Here is an 18,576-nt window from a genome sequence, read left to right as displayed (position 1 = left end):
GTCGTCCCGGTACAGACGCCTCGTCAGGCCGGGATGCAGTCGTTGGCCTTGAGCACTTCGCCGGCGAGATAGAGCGAGCCGCAGATCAGGATGCGCGGAGACGGCTCCAGCCGCCAGTTGCGCGCAATGAGCTGCAGGGCGGCCTCGACACTGTCGACCGGCTCGGCCGAGAGCCCGGCCGCCCGCGCGGTCGCGGCCAGATCCTCCGGGCTGCGCGCCTTGTGGCCGCCGTGGATCGGCACCGTGAACACGTGCCGGGCGAGGCCTGCAAAGGGCTGGAAGAACCCGATCGGATCCTTGGTCTCCAGCATGCCGGCGATGATGAAGAACGGCCGCGAGACGCGTTCCTCCAGATCGCCGATCACCTCGGCGACCACCACGCCCGCGCCGGGATTGTGTCCGCCGTCGAGCCAGACCTCAGCGCCGGCCGGTCCCTGCTCGGTCAGCGGGCCGGACGAGAGCCGCTGCATGCGCGCCGGCCATTCGGCTCCGACCAGTCCGCGCGAGATCGTCTCGGCGTCGGGCGCGATGCCGGCGGCACGCAAGGTGGCGATCGCCGTGCCGGCGTTGATGTATTGGTGCCGGCCGAGCAGGCGCGGCGGCACGAGATCGAGCAGGCCCATCTCGTCCTGATAGACCAGCCGGCCGTTCTCGGCCGTCGCCGTCCAGTCCTCGCCGCCGTTGAAGAACGGCGCGCGTTCGCGATCCGCCTTGCGCCGCAGCACGGCCTCGACCGCCGGCACCTGCGGGCTCGACACCACGCGGCCGCCGCGCTTGATGATGCCGGCCTTTTCGCCCGCGATCTTCTCGATCGTGTCGCCGAGGAACTTCTCGTGGTCGATCGAGATCGAGGTGATCACCGAGACGAGCGGCGTCGGCACGACATTGGTCGAATCGAGCCGGCCACCGAGGCCGACCTCGACCAGCGTGTAGTCGGCCGGATGCTCGGCGAACAGCATGAAGGCCGCGACCGTCGACAGTTCGAAGAAGGTGATCGGATCCGACCCGTTCGCGCGCTCCGCTGCCTCGATCGCGGCGACGATCTCGTCGTCCGAGACGAGCCGCCCGCCGCCGGGCCGGCCGATGCGGACGCGCTCGTTGAAGCGCACCAGATGCGGCGAGGTGAACACGTGGCAGCTCTTGCCGTCGGCCTCCAGGATCGCGCGCAGGAACGCGGTGGTCGACCCCTTGCCGTTGGTGCCGGCGACATGGATGACCGGCGGCAGCCTCAAATGCGGGTCACCGACCCGCGCGAGCAGCCGCGTGATGCGGTCGAGCCCGAGATCCCAACCCGCGGGGATCGCCATTTCCAGACGGCCGAGGAGCGCGTCGAGCGCGGACTGGTTCATCGATCGAACGGCTCCCGCGGGAGCGAGCCCGCATTGATCAGCTGGTCAGGCGGCCACCGCCGGGACGGCGGCCCCGGCGGTCTCGGGCCGCGGCTTCTTCATCATCACGTGCAGCAGGCGCGACAGTGTCGGCCGGATCTGGTGGCGATGCACGACCATGTCGACCATGCCGTGATCGTAGAGATATTCCGAGCGCTGGAAGCCGTCCGGCAGCTTCTCGCGGATGGTCTGCTCGATAACCCGCGGACCGGCGAAGCCGATCAGCGCGCCGGGCTCGGCGATATGGACGTCGCCGAGCATGGCGTAGGAGGCCGTGACGCCGCCGGTGGTCGGATTGGTCAGCACGACGATATAGGGCAGCTTCGCCGCCTTGAGCGCCTGGATCGCGACGGTCGTGCGCGGCATCTGCATCAGCGACAGGATGCCCTCCTGCATGCGCGCGCCGCCCGAGGCCGCGAACAGCACGAAGGGCGTGCCCTTGTCGCGGGCGCTCATCAGGCCGGTGACGATCGCCTCGCCGGCCGCCATGCCGAGCGAGCCGCCCATGAAGTCGAAATCCTGTACGGCGGCCGTCACCGCGAGACCGTCGATCGCGCCCGCGCCGACCACGATCGCGTCCTCGAGCCCGGTCTTGGCCTTGGCGTCGCGCAGGCGGTCGGTGTAGCGGCGCTCGTCGCGGAACTTGAGCGGATCAGCGACCACCGCCGGCAGCGGCAGCGCGTCCCAGCGGCCGTCGTCGAACAGGTGGCCGAGCCGCGCCTTGCCGGTGATGCGCATGTGGTAGCCCGAACTCGGCACCACGAACTGGTTCGCCTCGAGATCGCGATGGAACACCATCTCGCCGGTCTCCGGACACTTGATCCAGAGATTCTCGGGCACCTCCTTCTTGTAGAGGAGGTTCTTGATCTTCGGGCGGACGACGTTTGTGAGCCAGTTCACGGGATTTGCTCCGGACGATCGGCGGGAGCGCGAGCATCGCCGCCGATCTGGTCACGAGGATGGCCGGGATCGCCCGAGCCTTCAGAATGGCCGGGATCACCCGGCCGGGGAATGTTTTGGGGCCGACAGTGGCTTGCCTCAAGCCGCCACTTCGTCGCGCGCGCTCCTGACGCCGCCGGCGAGTTCGGCGACGAGCCGCGTCACGGCCGGCACCGTCTCGGCCGTCGGCTTGCCCGCCGCGTCGAGACTGCCGGCGATCGCCGCGACGATCGACGAGCCGACCACGACGCCGTCGGAATCGCGCCCGATCTCGCGCGCCTGTTCGGCGGTCTTGACGCCGAAGCCGACCGCGACCGGCAGGTCGGTATGGCGCTTGATCCGCTGCACCGCGCCGGCGACCCGCGCCGCGTCGGGCGAGGCCATGCCGGTGATGCCGGTGATCGAGACGTAGTAGACGAAGCCCGAGGTGTTCTTCAGCACGACCGGCAGACGCTTGTCGTCGGTCGTCGGCGTCGCGAGGCGCACGAAATGGATGCCGTGCGCCATCGCCGGGATGCAGAGCTCGTCGTCCGCTTCCGGCGGCAGGTCGACGATGATCAGCCCGTCGACGCCGGCGGCCTTGGCGGCGATCAGGAACGCCTCGCAGCCGTAGGAATAGATCGGGTTGTAGTAGCCCATCAGCACGATCGGCGTCTCGGCGTCGCCCTCGCGAAACGCGCGCACCATCTCGAGCGTGCGGATCATCGTCTGGCCGCCGTGGAGCGCGCGCAGCGCCGCCGCCTGGATCGCCGGGCCGTCGGCCATCGGGTCGGAGAACGGCATGCCGAACTCGATGATGTCGGCGCCGGCCGCCGGCAGCGCCTTCAGGATCGCGAGCGAGGCGTCGTAGTCCGGGTCGCCGGCGACGACATAGGTCATCAGCGCCGGCCGGCCCTCGGCGGCGCATTTGGCGAAACGCTTGGTGATGCGGGACTGGGTCATGGTCTGTCTCACATCTCCTGTCCGAGCGCCTTGGCGACGGTGAACACGTCCTTGTCGCCACGGCCGCACAGGTTCATGACGATGATCTGCTCGCGATCCATGGTCGGCGCGAGCTTGAGCACGTGGGCGAGCGCGTGGCTCGGCTCCAGCGCCGGGATGATGCCTTCGAGCCGGGTGCAGACCTGGAAGGCATTGAGCGCCTCCTTGTCGGTCGCCGGCACGTAGGAGACGCGACCGGTGTCCTTGAGCCACGAATGCTCCGGGCCGACGCCCGGATAGTCGAGGCCGGCCGAGATCGAATGGCCTTCGAGGATCTGGCCGTCGGCATCCTGCAACAGGTAGGTGCGGTTGCCGTGCAGCACGCCGGGGCGACCGCCGGTCATCGAGGCGGCATGGCCGTTCTCGACGTCGATGCCGTGGCCGCCGGCCTCGACGCCGTAGATTTTGACGTCGTCGTCGAGGAACGGATGGAACAGGCCGATCGCGTTCGAGCCGCCGCCGATCGCCGCGACAAGCGCGTCGGGCAGACGGCCTTCCGCCGCGAGGATCTGCTCGCGCGTCTCGACACCGATCACCGACTGGAAGTCGCGCACCATGGCCGGATAGGGATGCGGGCCGGCGGCGGTGCCGATGATGTAGTAGGTGTCGGTGACGTTGGTGACCCAGTCGCGCAGGGCCTCGTTCATCGCGTCCTTGAGCGTGCCGGCGCCCGAGGTGACCGGGATCACCTCCGCGCCGAGCAGCTTCATGCGGAACACGTTCGGCGATTGACGCTCGACGTCGGTCTTGCCCATGTAGACGAAGCAGGGATAGCCGAAGCGCGCCGAAACGGTCGCCGAGGCGACGCCGTGCTGACCGGCGCCGGTCTCGGCGATGATCCGGGTCTTGCCCATGCGGCGGGCGAGCAGGATCTGGCCGAGGCAGTTGTTGATCTTGTGCGAACCGGTGTGGTTCAGCTCGTCGCGCTTGAAGTAGATCTTCGCGCCGCCGGCCTTGTTGCCAGCCGCAGCCGCTGTCTCGCGCAGGTGCTCGGTCAGCCGCTCGGCGTAGTAGAGCGGGCTCGGCCGGCCGGTGTAATGGGTGTTGAGCGCCTTCAGCTCGGCATGGAACGCCGGATCCGCCTTGGCGTCCTCATAGGCCTGTTCCAATTCGAGGATCAGCGGCATCAAGGTCTCGGCGACGAAGCGGCCGCCGTAGAGGCCGAAGAAGCCCCGATCGTCGGGGCCGGCGCGGAGGGTGTTCGCTAGCGTGTTCACCGGAGACAAGACCTTGTTCTTCTGAAAACTGTTCGGATCGGTGCCTTCGGCGGCAGCCGGTCCCGGATGGAGTGCTCCGGCGCGGGCCGGCCGCGGCTCACGCGGGAACCACCGCCTCGCGGGCCGCCCGGATGAAGGCGCGGATCTTGTCGGGATCCTTCTCGCCCGGCGCCCGCTCGACCCCGGAAGAGACGTCTACCGCCGGCGCTTGCGCAGTCGCTATCGCGGTGGCGACGTTTTCCGCGTCGAGCCCTCCGGAAAGCATATGGGGCCGTCCGGGGTCAAGACCGCGGATCAGTCGCCAGTCGAAGGTGACGCCGTTGCCGCCCGGCAGCGCGCCCTTGAGATCGGCCGGCGGCTTTGTCTCGAACAGGAAGCGGTCGACCACCGGCGCGAAGCGCGAAACCGGCGCGAGGTCGGCCGCGTCGGCGATCTTGATCACCTTCATGACCGGAATACCGGTGCGCGACCGGATCGCCGCCGCCCGCTCGGGCGTTTCGGACCCGTGCAGCTGGAACAGATCCGGCACCACCTGTGCCGCAATCGCATCGATCAGCGCATCGTCGGCATCGACCACCAGCGCAACGATCTCGACCTTGCCCCGCGCGACCGGCGCGAGCCCGGCGGCGGTCTCGACGCTGACATTGCGCGGGCTCTTGGGGAAGAACACGAAGCCGATCTGATCCGCGCCGGCCTCGATCGCCGCCCGCAGCATCTCTTCCGTCTTCAGCCCGCAGATCTTTACCCCGACCGCCATGACACGCGCCTCGTTTCGAGCCGCGATCAGTGCCACGGATGGGGGGAAGAGTCCAATGCCGGAAGGGAAAGGCCGACCCTCACCGCCCGAACAGGCTGTCGAGCACGCCGTCGAGACCGCCGCGGCTCGGCTGCATGGTCGAGTAGCCGGCCGGAGGGCCGACCGGACGCGGCGGCACGGGGCCGTTCGCGCCACCGCGCGCCGCCTCGCCGATCGTGCCGGGAGGGATCGGGCCCGCGGGCGCGGGATAAGCCTGCGGCACGGCTCGGCCGGTCGCATATTGCGGCGGCACGGCCGCCTGCGCGGGATAGGGTCGCGGCTGCTGGACCGGGTAGGGCTGCGGCTGAACCGGCTGCGGCTGCACGGCTTGCTGTTGGGTACGCGCGACCGGTGCGGGCTGAACGGTCTGCGCCGGGCGCGGTGCGGGTTGCGCCGCCGCCGGCGTGGGCTGCTGCGCCGGCCGGGTCGGGGCCGAGGGAGCCACGGGGACGGGCGCGAGCGAGATCGGCCGCCCAGCGTCCGGTTGGGCACTCGACGCCGGCTGTTGCGCGGGCAGTGGCGCCAGCGCGACGGGCTGGTTCGAAGCCGGCTGGTTCGGGGCTGGGCTCGGCGCGGTCGGCTGACCGCTCGCCATCGGCGTCGCGGCATCCGGCTGGCCCGGCTGCACCGGCACGGGCTGCAGGGCCGCCGGCACCGCGTTCGGATCGACGCGGCCGTCGGCGCCGGGGATCGGCACGGGGTGCTTGCCGCGCAGCGCATCGGTCATGAAACGGTGCCAGACGATCGAGGCGAGCGAGCCGCCGGTGGCGCGCTTGGTCGGCGTGCCGTCGTCGTTGCCGAGCCAGACGCCGGTGGTCAGGAGACCCGTGTAGCCGATGAACCAGGCATCGCGGAAATCCTGGCTGGTGCCGGATTTCGCGCCGGACGGCCAGCCGGGCAGCGCGGCCTTCTTGCCGGTGCCGGAGATCAGCGTCTCCTGCAGCATGACGTTCATTTCGGCCAGCGGCACCGGATCGAGCACACGTCCGGGGCCGGAGCCCTTGCGCTCGTAGAGCACCTTGCCGTCGGCCGAGCGGATCCGCTCGATCACATGCGGCACGACGCCGTAGCCGCCGTTCGAGAACGGCACATAGGCGCCGGTGATCTCGAGCGGCGTCACCTCCGAGGTGCCGAGCGCGATCGACGGCGTCGGCATCATGGCCGAGGTGATGCCCATGCGCATCGCGGTGTCGGCGACCTTCTTCGGCCCGACCTCGACCGCGAGCCGGGCCGCGACCGTGTTGATCGACTGCGCCAGCGCGTCTTTGAGCGCGATCGGACCTTTGTATTCCTTCTCGAAATTCTTCGGGCTCCAGCCCTTGTAGCTGAACGGCTCGTCCGGCCGGATGGTGTCGGGCGTCAGGCCCTGTTCCATCGCGGTCAGATAGGTGAACACCTTGAAGGTCGAGCCCGGCTGCCGCTTGGCCTGGACGGCGCGGTTGAACTGGCTCTTCGAATAGTCGATGCCGCCGATCAGCGCCTTGACGCCGCCGGTCGGATCGATCGCGACCAGCGCGCCCTGGCTGACGTCCTTCTTGTCGCCGTACTGGAGCAGCGCCGTCTGCAACGCGGCTTCGGCGAGGATCTGCAGCGAACCGTCGACCGTCGTCTCGACCGTGATGTCCTTGTCGAGTGCGCCGACGTAGCTCGGCAGGATGTCCATCACCCAGTCGGCGACGTAGTTTTCCGCGCCGGCGTTCGGATGCGTCATGATCGTGTTCGGCGCGTCGAGCGCGGCCTTGCGCTCCTCGGCGGAAATGTAGCCGCTGTCGACCATCGCCTGCAGCACCACCGAGGCGCGCTGTTTGGCGAGGTCGGGATTGCGCGTCGGCGCATAGCGCGACGGCGCCTTCAGGAGGCCGCCGAGCATGGCCGCCTCCATTAGGCTCACATCCTTGGCCGACTTGCCGAAATAGCGCCGCGCCGCCGCGTCGACGCCATAGGCGCCCGCGCCCATGTAGACGCGGTTCAGGTACATCTCGAGGATCTGGTCCTTGGTGTAGGTCTTCTCGAGCCAGAACGACAGGATCAGCTCCTGCACCTTGCGGCCGAAATGGCGCTCCGGCGTCAGGAACAGGTTCTTGGCGAGCTGCTGGGTCAGCGTCGAGCCACCCTGCACGAGCCCCTTGGAGCCGAGATTGACCGTGAAGGCGCGCACCAGGCCGATCGGATCGACGCCCCAGTGCGAATAGAACCGCCGGTCCTCGATCGCCATCACGGCTTCGGGGATGTACTTCGACATCTCCTTCAGCTTGACGACCTCGCCCCCGGTGTCGCCGCGATTGCCGATCAGCGCGCCGTCGATGCCGACGATCTTGACGTTGGGCGGCCGCTTCGGCACCGCCCATTCCGAGGTCGGCGGCAGGTGGGCGCCGTAATAGACGATGATGCCGCCGACACCGATCGCGGCCCAGATGCCGAGCACGATCGCCCAGTAGAACAGCCGGCGCACCACGCCCATGAAGGTCGTGCGCGGCGGTCGCGGCATGCGGCGCTTCGTTTTTGAGGGCGCCTCGGCCTTGGCCCGGCCGCGCTTCGGCGCCGGCGCCTCGTCGAAATCCTCGTCGTCGTCCGGTTCGGGCTTGCGCGCGCGGCCGCGCTGGCGCGCAGCTCCGGTTCGAAGGACAAGGCGGAGGGCTCGACGCGCCCGCCTCGGCCGCTGCCGCCACGAGACGCGGCGCGGCCGTTCGAGGGGCGGTCTTCCGGGTGCAGGCGCAGGTCCAGCCGGTCCGGAGCGTCGTCGTCGCTCTCGAACACCGGTTCCCGCCGCTGCGTCTTTCGCGGAGCCATTGCCATCCTCGTCGCGGTCCGGCGCGATCGATCGCGCGGGTGCCGATCGTCCCCGAGTGCAGGCTAAAGATGGCGATTTAAGGGGCGGTTAAGCTTGAGGATTTCGCTCAGGTTGTATCGGATCCGCGCTCCTCACGCCGCGAGATCCGCCACCACCGCATCGAGTACCGAGAAGCCCGCCGGCGTGGCGCGCACGCGCCGTTCGCCGGTCGCCGGATCCTCGACCACGACTGCGAGCCCGTGCTCGACCAGGCTCGCGAGCCGTGCCGGATCGAGCGTGCGCCCCGCCAATGCCTCGTAGCGGTCGAGATCGATGCCCTCGTTGAGCCGGAGGCCCATCAGGAGGTATTCGTCGGCCTGTTCGTCCAGCGTCAGCAGTTCGTCCGTGACCATGCCGTGGCCCTGGCCGGAGACGCGCGTCAGCCAGCGCTCCGGCGCCTTCTCGATCGCGGTCGCGTGGCGGCCGTCGGCGAGCGCCAGCCGGCCGTGCGCGCCGGGACCGACGCCGACATATTCGCCATAGCGCCAGTAGACGAGGTTGTGCCGGCATTCCGCGCCCGGCGCGGCGTGGTTGGAGATCTCGTAGGCCGGCATGCCCGCCGCGGTCAGGATCTCCTGCGTCGCATGGTAGAGGTCGGCCGCGGTGTCCTCGTCCGGCACGGCGAGCTTGCCGAGCCGGTAAAGATCGGCAAAGCGCGTCTCTTCCTCGATGGTGAGCTGGTAGACGGACAAATGATCGGCCGCGAAGGCGAGCGCGCGCCCGAGCTCGTCGCGCCAGTCCGCGACCGTCTGGTGCGGCCGGGCGTAGATCAGGTCGAAGGAGATGCGCGGGAAGGTCTCGCGCGCAATGCCGATCGCGGTCAGCGCTTGGGCAACGTCGTGCAGCCGGCCGAGCGCCTTGAGGTCGGCATCGTTCAGCGACTGCACGCCGAGCGAGACGCGATTGACGCCGGCCGCGCGATAGCCCTTGAACCGCTCGGCCTCGACCGAGGTCGGATTGGCCTCCAGCGTGATCTCGACATCCTTGGACAGCCGCCACTTGGCGGCGACGTGGTCGAGGATGGCGCCGACCGTCTTCGGCGCCATCAGGGACGGTGTGCCGCCGCCGAAGAAGATCGAATCGACCGTCCGGCCAGGGGCGAGCGCCGCCATGTGATCGAGCTCGGCCTTGAAGGCGGCGATGTAGCGCGCCTGATCGGGCGGATCGTGGCGGACGTGGCTGTTGAAGTCGCAGTAAGGGCACTTCGCGGCGCAGAACGGCCAGTGCACGTAGACGCCGAAGCCGGGGGCGCCCCGGTTCGTTTCGCCCTGATGGCTCGCGTTCGTGTTCGCGCGCCCCGCGACGGAGGCGGCAGTGACTGCGACTGTCATGGGATCGGCCACCATTCAAAGCTTGGACGTTCGGATCGACGGGCGGCCCATAGTCGGCCGTCTCGGCCGGACCATGCGGCGCGGTTGCGATTCGTCGATGCTGCCGCAGGGTCCGCCATCGCCGCGCCGATCTCAAGATGGGAAAGCGAGCCCTATCATTCCAGGCGGGGCATTCCAGACGGGGCATTCCAGACGAGGGCAATCCGGGCAAGGTCATTCCAGGCAGGCGCGCGCGAAGATCGCGAAGGCGCGGGCGCGGTGGCTGAGGCCTTCCGGTCCGCCGCGGCTCCAGCCGTGCTTCTCCTCCGCGGCCATTTCGCCGAAGGTGACGGCGTAGCCGTCGGGCCGGAACATCGGATCGTAGCCGAAGCCCTTGTCGCCGCGCGGCGGCCAGACGAGATCGCCGTGCACCTCGCCCCGGAACGTCTCGACGTGACCGTCCGGCCAGGCGAGGCAGAGCGCGGCGACGAAATAGGCGCGGCGCGCCTCCGGCGTGGTCGCACCCTTGTCCTGCAGGAGCTCTTCGATGTTGCGCATGGCGCGCATAAAGTCCTTGTCGGGACCGGCCCAGCGCGCCGAATAGATGCCGGGGTCGCCGCCGAGCGCCTCGACACAGAGGCCGGAATCGTCGGCCAGCGCCGGCAGGCCGGACGCCTTGGCCGCCGCGAGTGCCTTCAGCTCGGCATTGGCCTCGAAGGTCGTGCCGGTCTCGTCGGGCTCGGGCAGTCCGAGCGATCCGGCCGAGACCGCATCGAGGCCGAACGGGCCGACCAGGTCGACGATTTCGGCGAGCTTGCCCTTGTTGTGGGTCGCGACCACGAGGCGGCCGCCGGAGAGCTTTCGGTGGGTCATGGACGCCTCGGGGTCGGAGAGGACGCGCGCTCGCGGAGCGGGCAGGGTCTCAGAGGATGGCGAGCTTTTGCAGCTCGACCAGCTTGGCGATGCCGTCCTTGGCAAGGCCCATCAGCGCCATGAGCTGTTCGTCGGTGAAGGGCTTGCCCTCGGCGGTGCCCTGGATCTCGACGATGCCGCCCGTACCGGTCATGACGAAATTGGCGTCGGTCTCGGCGACGGAATCCTCGGCATAGTCGAGGTCGAGCACGGGCACGCCCTTCCAGATGCCGCAGGAAACCGCGGCGACATGGTCCTTGAGCACGGTCTTCTTGATCATGTCGCGCGCGCCCATCCATTCGAGGCAGTCGCGCAGCGCCACCCAGGCGCCGGTGATCGCCGCCGTGCGCGTGCCGCCGTCGGCCTGGATCACGTCGCAGTCGATCGAGATCTGCCGCTCGCCGAGCGCTTCGAGATCGACGACGGCACGAAGCGAGCGGCCGATCAGCCGCTGGATCTCCTGGGTGCGGCCGGACGGCTTGCCGGAGGTGACCTCGCGGCGGGTGCGGTCATGGGTGGCGCGCGGCAGCATGCCGTATTCGGCCGTGACCCAGCCGCGCCGCTGGCCGCGCAGCCAGGACGGCACGCCGTCCTCGAGGCTCGCGGTGCACAAGACATGCGTGTCGCCGAACTTCACCAGGCACGAGCCTTCCGCATATTTGGAGACGCCGCGCTCCAGGGTGATCGGGCGCAGTTCGGCGGGGGCTCGTTTGGACGGGCGCATAGGGTTCTCGTTCCGGACTTGTCAAAGCTGCGCGTTCCCTATCCCGAAGGGCGGGGCAGGTAAAGCGAGAGCGCGAGGATCGTTGCCCTCGCGCGGGCGGGAGCGCAGTTGGCGGCAGCTTGAGCCTCAGAACTCGCAGTCGCCCTGCGCCTTCATGGTGAAGCGCCCGCCCGCGCGCTTGATGAACACCTGACATTCGCCGCCGCGCCGCGACACCGCGACCGGCCCGACGCATTGACGGCCCTGCGGCGTGTCGACCTCGACGTACCAGACGTGGCCGGCGTAGGTCTGCTGGTCCTTGCCCTCGTCGGGGCTGAGCGAGCCGTAACTCTTGAGCCCGCCGCGGAAATCCGACCAGAGCACGTCGTTGGGGAAGTCGGTGCCGTTCCAGAACTGGATGCTGGCGGCGTCATGGCTCGCCGGCGACGGCTGGCTGTCGGCGCCGCAAGGCTCGGCCAGGGCCGGCCCGGTCGCGATCAGGCCGAAGGCGAGGGCAAGGGCCGGCATCCTGCTCGAAAAGGACATGGTGAAACATCCCGAAGGGTTAACGCGCATTCATGCTGTCTCCGATCGGCCCCAGCGTCAATCGCTCCCGTCCCGAGGCCCGCGCGATCCCGCCTCTTGCGGAGGCGCCCCCCGGAAGGTCATGTTCGGGGTTGGACCGCCCCACGGTCCGAAATGCCGAGGCCGCCAGTGACCGAGATCCCGAAGACCTCCCTCGCCCAGCTCGACGAGCGTTCGCGCGAGATCTTCAAGCGTATCGTCGACACCTATCTCGACACCGGCGAGCCGGTCGGCTCGCGCAACATCTCGCGCATCCTGTCGAAGACGCTGTCCCCGGCCTCGGTGCGCAACGTCATGGCCGATCTCGAACATCTCGGCCTGATCTTCGCCCCGCACACATCCGCCGGCCGGCTGCCGACCGAACTGGGCCTCCGGTTCTTCGTCGATGCACTGCTGGAGATCGGCGATCTCAGCCAGGACGAGCGCACCCGCATCGAGGCCGAGGTGCGCGCCGGCGGCGAGCAGCGCTCGACCGAGCAGGTGTTGACCGAGGCGAGCCAGTTGCTCTCCGGCCTGTCGCGCGGCGCCGGCGTCGTGCTCGCCCATAAGTCCGACGTTCGGTTGAAGCATATCGAGTTCGTCCGGCTGGAGCCGGCGCGCGGCCTCGTTGTGCTGGTCGGCGAGGACGGGTCGGTCGAGAACCGGCTGGTCGACCTGCCGACCGGTCTGCCGATGTCGGCGCTGGTGGAGGCCGCCAACTACCTCAATGCCAACATCCGCGGCCGCACGCTCAACGAGGCGCGCGCCGAATTCGAGCGGCTGCAGCGCGAACGGCAGGCCGAGCTCGACGCGCTGACCCAGCGCGTGGTCGAGACCGGGCTGGTCAGTTGGGCCGGCGCCGCCGAGGGCCGGCCGCAGCAGCTGATCGTGCGCGGCCGGGCGAACCTGCTCGAAGACCTGAAGGCCGCCGAGGATCTCGAGCGGCTGCGGCTCCTGTTCGACGACCTCGAACGCGACCGCGACCTGATCCAGCTGCTCGGCAATGCCGAGAGCGGCGACGGCGTGCGCATCTTCATCGGCTCGGAGAACAAGCTGTTCTCGCTCTCCGGATCGTCGCTGGTGGTATCGCCCTACCGCGATCAGGAGAACCGCATCGTCGGCGTGCTCGGCGTCATCGGCCCGACGCGCCTGAACTATGGCCGCATCATCCCGATGGTCGACTACACGGCCAAGGTGGTCAGCAAGCTGATCGGCTGAAGTGCCGGCCCGGCTCTCACCGGCCGGATCAGGCGCAGCCGCGTCGCTCATTTGCAGTTCACGTCGTCCCGCTTACATAAGGTCGACTTCAAACCTCCCCCGACCGACGGCACGGCCCCGGACGCCCCAGTCCGCGCCGTTCCGGCCGGGTCCAACCCCGGTGTTTCCGCATGAGTTACGAGATGAACGGCCGGTCCGAGTTCCCGGGCTGGCACGCGACGACCATCCTGTCGGTCCGCAAGGGCGGCAAGGTGGTGGTCGCCGGCGACGGCCAGGTCTCCATGGGCCAGACCGTGATGAAGTCGACCGCGCGCAAGGTGCGCCGCCTCGGCAAGGGCGGCGATGTGGTCGCCGGCTTCGCGGGCGCGACCGCCGACGCCTTCACGCTGTTCGAGCGGCTGGAATCGAAGCTCGAACAATATCCGGGCCAGCTCACCCGCGCCTGCGTCGAGCTCGCCAAGGACTGGCGCACCGATCGCTATTTGCGCCGGCTCGAGGCCATGATGATCGTCGCCGACAAGACCACGACGCTGGTCCTGACCGGCACCGGCGACGTGCTGGAGCCCGAGCACGGCATCGCCGCGATCGGCTCCGGTGGCAATTATGCGCTGGCCGCCGCCCGCGCGCTCGCCGACGGCGACCTCGACGCCGAGGCGATCGCCCGCAAGGCGATGAAGATCGCCGCCGACATCTGCGTCTATACCAACGAGAACCTCGTGGTGGAGACGCTCGCCGATGCGGCCTGACGACCTCGCCGCGGCTGTCGCCGCCGGCATTCTCGACCGCGCCACCGCCGACCGGCTCGCGGCCTTCCTGAAGGCCCGCGCCGATGCCGACGACGCGGCGTCGGAGGGCGAGGTCGTCGAGGTCGCGAGGAACTTCAACGAGGTGTTCCTCTCGATCGGCGTGATCCTGTTCTGCATCGGCGTCGCGGTCGCCGGCGCGCTGGTGTTCATGCCGCTGGTGGTCTGGGGCCTCGCCGAGGCCCTGCGGCTCTGGCGGCGGACCCGGCTGCCGATGATCGTTCTGGCCGCGGGCTTCGCGCTCGGCATCGTCATCGACGCGAACGTGTTCGCGCCCGACGGTCCGTGGTCGGTGACGGCGGCGGCCGGTGCCGCCTTGGTGGGCTCCGTGCTGTTCGGGTTGCGTTTCGGCGTGCCGTTCGCGGCCGGCCTCGCCGCCGCGGCGGGTGCGGTCGTCACCGGAACGGCGCTCTATCAGCTCGCGCCCGGCTTCGCGGCCGCCCACGCGCTGAAGGTCGTCGCGGTCTACGGCCTGGCGACCTTCGCGGTCGCCATGGCCTTCGACGCCAGCGATCCGCATCGGCGCACGGCCCGCGCGGCGGCCGGGTTCTGGCTGCACATGATCGCAGCGGCGGCGCTCGTCCACGGCGTGCTCGGCCAGTTCGCCGAGGGTGGCGCCGGGCCCTTCGGCCTGTGGGCCGCGCGCTCGATCGAGCCGTCCAGCGCCTGGGCGATCATCGCGCTCGCCGCGCTGCTGGTGGCGGTCGCGCTGGTGGTCGACCGTCGCGCGCTGCTGGTCTCGGCGCTGTCCTATCTGGCCGGCGTCGTGTTCCTGATCGCGCGGGCATCGTCGCTTTCGGGCGAGACGCCGGTGGCAGTCGCGCTGACGCTGGTCGGCCTGTTCGTCCTGGTGCTCGGGATCGCCTGGCGCCCGGTGCGCGGCTTCGTGATGAAGCCGCTGCCGGACGCTTTGAAGAACCGCCTGCCGCCCCAACATATCTAGCAACGTTATCGACCAACACGGGGCCGGCGCCCGCTCCGGCCCCTGAGATCGTCCCCCTGTCCAGTACCGCGGGCCCGAGGCATCGCTCTCTGATCGCCCGCGCCCCACGAGGCTCCCCAAGATGACCAATTTCTCGCCCCGGGAGATCGTCTCCGAACTCGACCGGTTCATCGTCGGCCAGAAGGACGCCAAGCGCGCTGTGGCCATCGCGCTCCGCAACCGCTGGCGCCGCCAGCAGCTCGAAGGCGCGATGCGCGACGAGGTGCTGCCGAAGAACATCCTGATGATCGGCCCGACCGGCGTCGGCAAGACCGAGATCTCCCGCCGTCTGGCGAAACTCGCCAACGCCCCCTTCATCAAGATCGAGGCGACCAAGTTCACCGAGGTCGGCTACGTCGGCCGCGACGTCGAATCGATCGTGCGCGATCTGGTCGAGACCGCGATCGGTCTCGTCCGCACTTCCAAGCGCGCCGAGGTGAAGGCCAAGGCCGAACTCGCGGCCGAAGAGCGTGTGCTCGACGCGCTGGTGGGCAAATCGTCGAGCCCGGCGACGCGCGAGAGCTTCCGCGTCAAGCTCCGGAACGGCGAGCTCGACGACAAGGAGATCGAGATCGAAGTGACCGCCGGCGGCCCGTCGGTGCCGAGCTTCGAGGTTCCCGGCATGCCGGGCGCCTCGATCGGCGTCATGAACATCTCCGACATGCTCGGCAAGGCCTTCGGCGGTCAGAAGAAGCAGCGCCGCATCCTGGTGAAGGACAGCTATGACGTCCTCGTCGCCGAGGAGAGCGACAAGCTGCTCGATCAGGACGCTCTGGTGCAGGAGGCGATCGCGGCGGTCGAGGAGAACGGCATCGTCTTCCTCGACGAGATCGACAAGATCTGCGCCCGCGAGGGCCGTGTCGGCGGCGACGTCAGCCGCGAAGGCGTGCAGCGCGACCTGCTGCCGCTGATCGAGGGCACGACCGTCGCGACCAAGTACGGGCCGGTGAAGACCGACCACGTCCTGTTCATCGCTTCCGGCGCCTTCCATGTCGCGACCCCGGCCGACCTCCTGCCCGAGCTGCAGGGCCGTCTGCCGATCCGGGTCGAGCTGAAGCCGCTCGACAAGAGCGATTTCCGCCGGATCCTGACCGAAACGGAAGCGAGCCTGATCAAGCAGTATGTCGCGCTGATGCAGACCGAGGGCGTGACCCTGGTCGTCACGGATGACGCGATCGACGAGATCGCCGGCATCGCGGTCGAGATCAACTCGACGGTCGAGAACATCGGCGCCCGCCGGCTGCAGACCGTGATGGAGCGCATCCTCGACGAGATCTCCTTCGCCGCGCCTGATCGCGGCGGCGAGACGATCACGATCGACGCGGCCTATGTGCGCGATCATATCGGCGATCTCGCCCGCAACGCCGATCTGAGCCGGTTCATTCTCTGAGCCGGTTCCGGTTGCGCCGACCGGACCTCGATCTGAACCCGACGGTGCGGCGATCCATGAATGGTCGCCGCGCCGTCAATCGTTTCTGAACGCGCGCCTGTCATCCTCCCGGGCATGTCGCCCGTCCGATCGAGACAAGCGCGCACGGCCGAAGCGTCGCGCACCACAGCCGACCTCGCCGCCCCCCGGGCGGCGAGCGCGCGCGGCTCCGGACGACATCGAGGCGCTCCGCTCGATTCCAGCTGCGCGGCGCGAGCGGGCGCGCCTGCGCGATCTCGTCGGCCGCCTCGACCGGATCGACCAGACGCTCGCCGTGTCGAGCTTCGCCGCGCTCGCCTTCGTCGCCGGCCTCGGCGGTCCGGCGGAGGGCGCCGCGGTCCTCGTCGCCGGCCTCGGCCTCGGCGGCCTCGTCGCCCGGCTGACCGGACGGTCGCTTCGAGGCCGATGCCGTCGCCGCGGCCGAGCGGGAGGCGCTTCAGGATCGGATCTGGCATCTCGCCGCCGCCGTCGAGGACTGGCGCGGCCTGCTCGGCGCCTCCGGCGATATCGTGCTCGCCATCGACGCCGACCGTGCCATCGTCTTCGCCAATCGCCGCTTCGAACAGACTTTTGGCCCCGCCGAACCCGATCTGCGCGGCCAGCCGATCGATGCGGTGTTGGCCCGCTTTCGCGCCGCCGAGCCGGCCGAACCGGGCGAGGTCGACGCGAGCCTTCTCCTGCTGCAAACTTGCGTTGGTCCGCGCCGTTTCGCCGTCGCCGAGACCGGTGTCCCCGATCCGGTCGCCGGCGGGCCGGTCGCCAGCGTCGTGTTGACCGACGTCACCGAGCGGCTCGAGGCCGAGGCGATGCTGCGCCGGGCCCGCGACGAGGCCGAGGCCGCCAGCGCCGCCAAGTCGCGCTTCCTGGCGCTCGCCAGCCACGAGATCCGCACGCCGCTGAACGGCATCATCGGCATGGCCGACCTGCTCGCCGACAGCCCCTTGTCGCCGGCCCAGTCCAACTATGTCCGCGCGGTGCATTCCTCTGGCACGTCCCTCCTGTCGCTGGTCGACGACGTGCTCGACCTCGCCAAGGTCGAGGCCGGCCGGCTCGATCTGGCCGAGGCGCCGGTCGATCTCGGCGCGCTGGTCGAGGAGGTCGTCGAGCTGCTCGCGCCGCGCGCCCATGGCAAAGGCATCGAACTGGTCGGCCGCATCGCGCCCGACGTGCCGGCCGAGGTCATGGCCGATGCGGCCCGGCTCCGGCAGGTGCTGATCAATCTGGTCGGCAACGCCGTGAAGTTCACCCACAGCGGCGGCGTGACCATCGAGATCGGTCGCCGTGCCGACGCCGTGCCGGGCTTTGCCCGCATCGCGGTTGCCGTCCATGACACCGGCATCGGCGTGCCGGCCGCCGACGCCGAGCGCATCTTCCGCGAATTCGAACAGGTCGAGCAGGGCCCGGCCCGCCGCTACGGCGGCACCGGTCTGGGTCTCGCCATCGCCCGCCAGATCGTCGACCGCATGGGCGGCCGGATCGAACTCGACAGCCGCGAAGGCTGCGGTTCGACGTTCCGCTTCGCCGTCGATCTCGGCATCGTCGCCGAGGCGCCCCCGCGGCCGTCGATCTCGCCGGTCGCCGCATTGCGCTCGTCTCGGGCTCTCCGATCGAAGCCCCGGTACTGGTCGAACGCCTGATGGCGCTCGGGGCGGCTGTCGATGTGCTGACGCCCGCGGAGGCGTTGTCGCCGCGCGGCCTCAGTCTCGTCGGCCGCGCCGACGGGCTCATGGTCGATCACATCGAGGGCGGCGATGCCGGCCTCGTCCTGCGCGCGCTGAGCGCTGCCGGCGTCACGCTGCCGGCCGCCGTGCTGGTCGCGCCGGCCGATCGTGTGTCGCTCGATCGGCTGCGTGGCGCTGGTTTTGCGGCGCATCTGGTCAAGCCGGTGCGCGCCCGCTCGCTCGTGCGCGTCGCCGCCGCGCTCGCGGCCGGGCGCCCGATCGAGGCCGATCCGGGCGAGGCCGATCTCGGCGAGCCGCCGATCCGCGCCATCGGTCGCCCGCTCGACGTGCTGCTCGCCGACGACAACGAGATCAACGCGCTGCTCGGCCGCGCCATGCTGGAGAACCTGGGCCACCGCGTCGAGGTGGTGGCCGACGGCCGCGCCGCTGTCGCCGCCGTCGCGCGCCGCAGGGCCGAAGGCCGACCTTTCGACGCCTTCCTGACCGATTTGCACATGCCGGGCATGGGCGGGGCAGCCGCGATCCGGGCCATTCGGGCCGCGGAGACGGAGAGCGGGGCGGAGACCGGTGCCGGCCCGCGCCTGCTCGCGATCGTTCAGACCGCCGACGCGACGGCCGCCTCGCGCGCCGAGGCGACCGCGGCAGGCGCCGACGCCACGCTGGTCAAGCCGGTCGATTCGGCCGCGCTCGCCGCGTTGTTCGAGACGCGCCTCGCCCGGTCCTGAACCGGCTCAGTGGCCCTGCGCGGTAATTCCCTATGCGTCAATGTTGTTTCGGTTAGCCGTCACATTGTCATGGACTTGTCAAAACCCTGTGGTGAGA

16 protein-coding genes are annotated in these 18,576 nt (G+C 69.7%); 6 read left to right on the top strand and 10 right to left on the bottom strand.

Annotated features, from left to right (window positions below):
- Window positions 1-23 precede the first annotated feature (23 nt).
- The 10 genes from ABS361_17820 to ABS361_17775 all read right to left on the bottom strand — a co-directional run bounded on the left by ABS361_17820 (window position 24) and on the right by ABS361_17775 (window position 11,622).
- Window positions 24-1,349: a folylpolyglutamate synthase/dihydrofolate synthase family protein gene (locus ABS361_17820; protein XBY43899.1), complete on the bottom strand. Its 1,326-nt coding sequence runs from the start codon at window positions 1,347-1,349 to the stop codon at window positions 24-26.
- 45 nt (window positions 1,350-1,394) lie between these two features.
- The gene (accD, locus tag ABS361_17815) at window positions 1,395-2,288 is read right to left on the bottom strand and encodes an acetyl-CoA carboxylase, carboxyltransferase subunit beta (GenBank protein XBY43898.1); all 894 of its coding nucleotides are present in this window, start codon (window positions 2,286-2,288) and stop codon (window positions 1,395-1,397) included.
- A 138-nt stretch (window positions 2,289-2,426) separates the two neighbouring features.
- Entirely contained in the window at window positions 2,427-3,269 is an 843-nt protein-coding gene (gene trpA / locus ABS361_17810) for a tryptophan synthase subunit alpha (GenBank protein ID XBY43897.1), read from the bottom strand.
- Between the two features lie 8 nt (window positions 3,270-3,277).
- Entirely contained in the window at window positions 3,278-4,525 is a 1,248-nt protein-coding gene (gene trpB, locus ABS361_17805) for a tryptophan synthase subunit beta (GenBank protein XBY46933.1), read from the bottom strand.
- A gap of 97 nt (window positions 4,526-4,622) precedes the next feature.
- The gene (locus ABS361_17800; protein ID XBY43896.1) at window positions 4,623-5,282 is read right to left on the bottom strand and encodes a phosphoribosylanthranilate isomerase; all 660 of its coding nucleotides are present in this window, start codon (window positions 5,280-5,282) and stop codon (window positions 4,623-4,625) included.
- A 79-nt stretch (window positions 5,283-5,361) separates the two neighbouring features.
- Window positions 5,362-7,809 (bottom strand): PBP1A family penicillin-binding protein, encoded by a 2,448-nt coding sequence (locus tag ABS361_17795; protein ID XBY43895.1) that lies wholly within the window; start codon window positions 7,807-7,809, stop codon window positions 5,362-5,364.
- A gap of 434 nt (window positions 7,810-8,243) precedes the next feature.
- Window positions 8,244-9,482, bottom strand: coding sequence for a radical SAM family heme chaperone HemW (gene hemW / locus ABS361_17790; protein XBY43894.1), 1,239 nt, complete (start codon window positions 9,480-9,482; stop codon window positions 8,244-8,246).
- Window positions 9,483-9,695: 213 nt separating this feature from the next.
- Complete coding sequence (gene rdgB, locus ABS361_17785; GenBank protein ID XBY43893.1) at window positions 9,696-10,334, bottom strand: RdgB/HAM1 family non-canonical purine NTP pyrophosphatase; 639 nt, start codon at window positions 10,332-10,334, stop codon at window positions 9,696-9,698.
- A 49-nt stretch (window positions 10,335-10,383) separates the two neighbouring features.
- Window positions 10,384-11,097, bottom strand: coding sequence for a ribonuclease PH (rph, locus tag ABS361_17780; GenBank protein XBY43892.1), 714 nt, complete (start codon window positions 11,095-11,097; stop codon window positions 10,384-10,386).
- Between the two features lie 126 nt (window positions 11,098-11,223).
- Window positions 11,224-11,622 (bottom strand): hypothetical protein, encoded by a 399-nt coding sequence (locus ABS361_17775; GenBank protein ID XBY43891.1) that lies wholly within the window; start codon window positions 11,620-11,622, stop codon window positions 11,224-11,226.
- Between the two features lie 168 nt (window positions 11,623-11,790).
- Here ABS361_17775 and hrcA point away from each other — a divergent pair, with 168 nt between their 5' ends.
- The 6 genes from hrcA to ABS361_17745 all read left to right on the top strand — a co-directional run bounded on the left by hrcA (window position 11,791) and on the right by ABS361_17745 (window position 18,479).
- Entirely contained in the window at window positions 11,791-12,858 is a 1,068-nt protein-coding gene (gene hrcA / locus ABS361_17770) for a heat-inducible transcriptional repressor HrcA (protein XBY43890.1), read from the top strand.
- 170 nt (window positions 12,859-13,028) lie between these two features.
- Window positions 13,029-13,604, top strand: a complete 576-nt coding sequence (hslV, locus tag ABS361_17765) for an ATP-dependent protease subunit HslV (GenBank protein XBY43889.1) — start codon at window positions 13,029-13,031, stop codon at window positions 13,602-13,604.
- On the top strand, window positions 13,594-14,604 hold the full coding sequence (locus ABS361_17760) for a hypothetical protein (GenBank protein XBY43888.1): 1,011 nt from the start codon (window positions 13,594-13,596) through the stop codon (window positions 14,602-14,604). Before hslV ends, ABS361_17760 begins: the two co-directional genes overlap by 11 nt.
- A gap of 121 nt (window positions 14,605-14,725) precedes the next feature.
- Window positions 14,726-16,033: an ATP-dependent protease ATPase subunit HslU gene (gene hslU, locus ABS361_17755; protein ID XBY43887.1), complete on the top strand. Its 1,308-nt coding sequence runs from the start codon at window positions 14,726-14,728 to the stop codon at window positions 16,031-16,033.
- Window positions 16,034-16,518: 485 nt separating this feature from the next.
- On the top strand, window positions 16,519-17,709 hold the full coding sequence (locus ABS361_17750; GenBank protein XBY46932.1) for an ATP-binding protein: 1,191 nt from the start codon (window positions 16,519-16,521) through the stop codon (window positions 17,707-17,709).
- A complete protein-coding gene (locus tag ABS361_17745) occupies window positions 17,709-18,479 on the top strand; it encodes a response regulator (GenBank protein XBY43886.1) in 771 nt (256 codons plus the stop codon). The genes ABS361_17750 and ABS361_17745 overlap by 1 nt, the downstream gene beginning before the upstream one ends.
- The last annotated feature ends 97 nt before the right edge of the window (window positions 18,480-18,576 follow it).

The organism is Ancalomicrobiaceae bacterium S20, assembly GCA_040269895.1.
GTDB classification, from domain to species: domain Bacteria; phylum Pseudomonadota; class Alphaproteobacteria; order Rhizobiales; family Ancalomicrobiaceae; genus Methyloraptor; species Methyloraptor flagellatus.
Note: the sequence above shows the minus strand (reverse complement) of the source record. Positions and strands in the feature narration are given on the sequence as shown.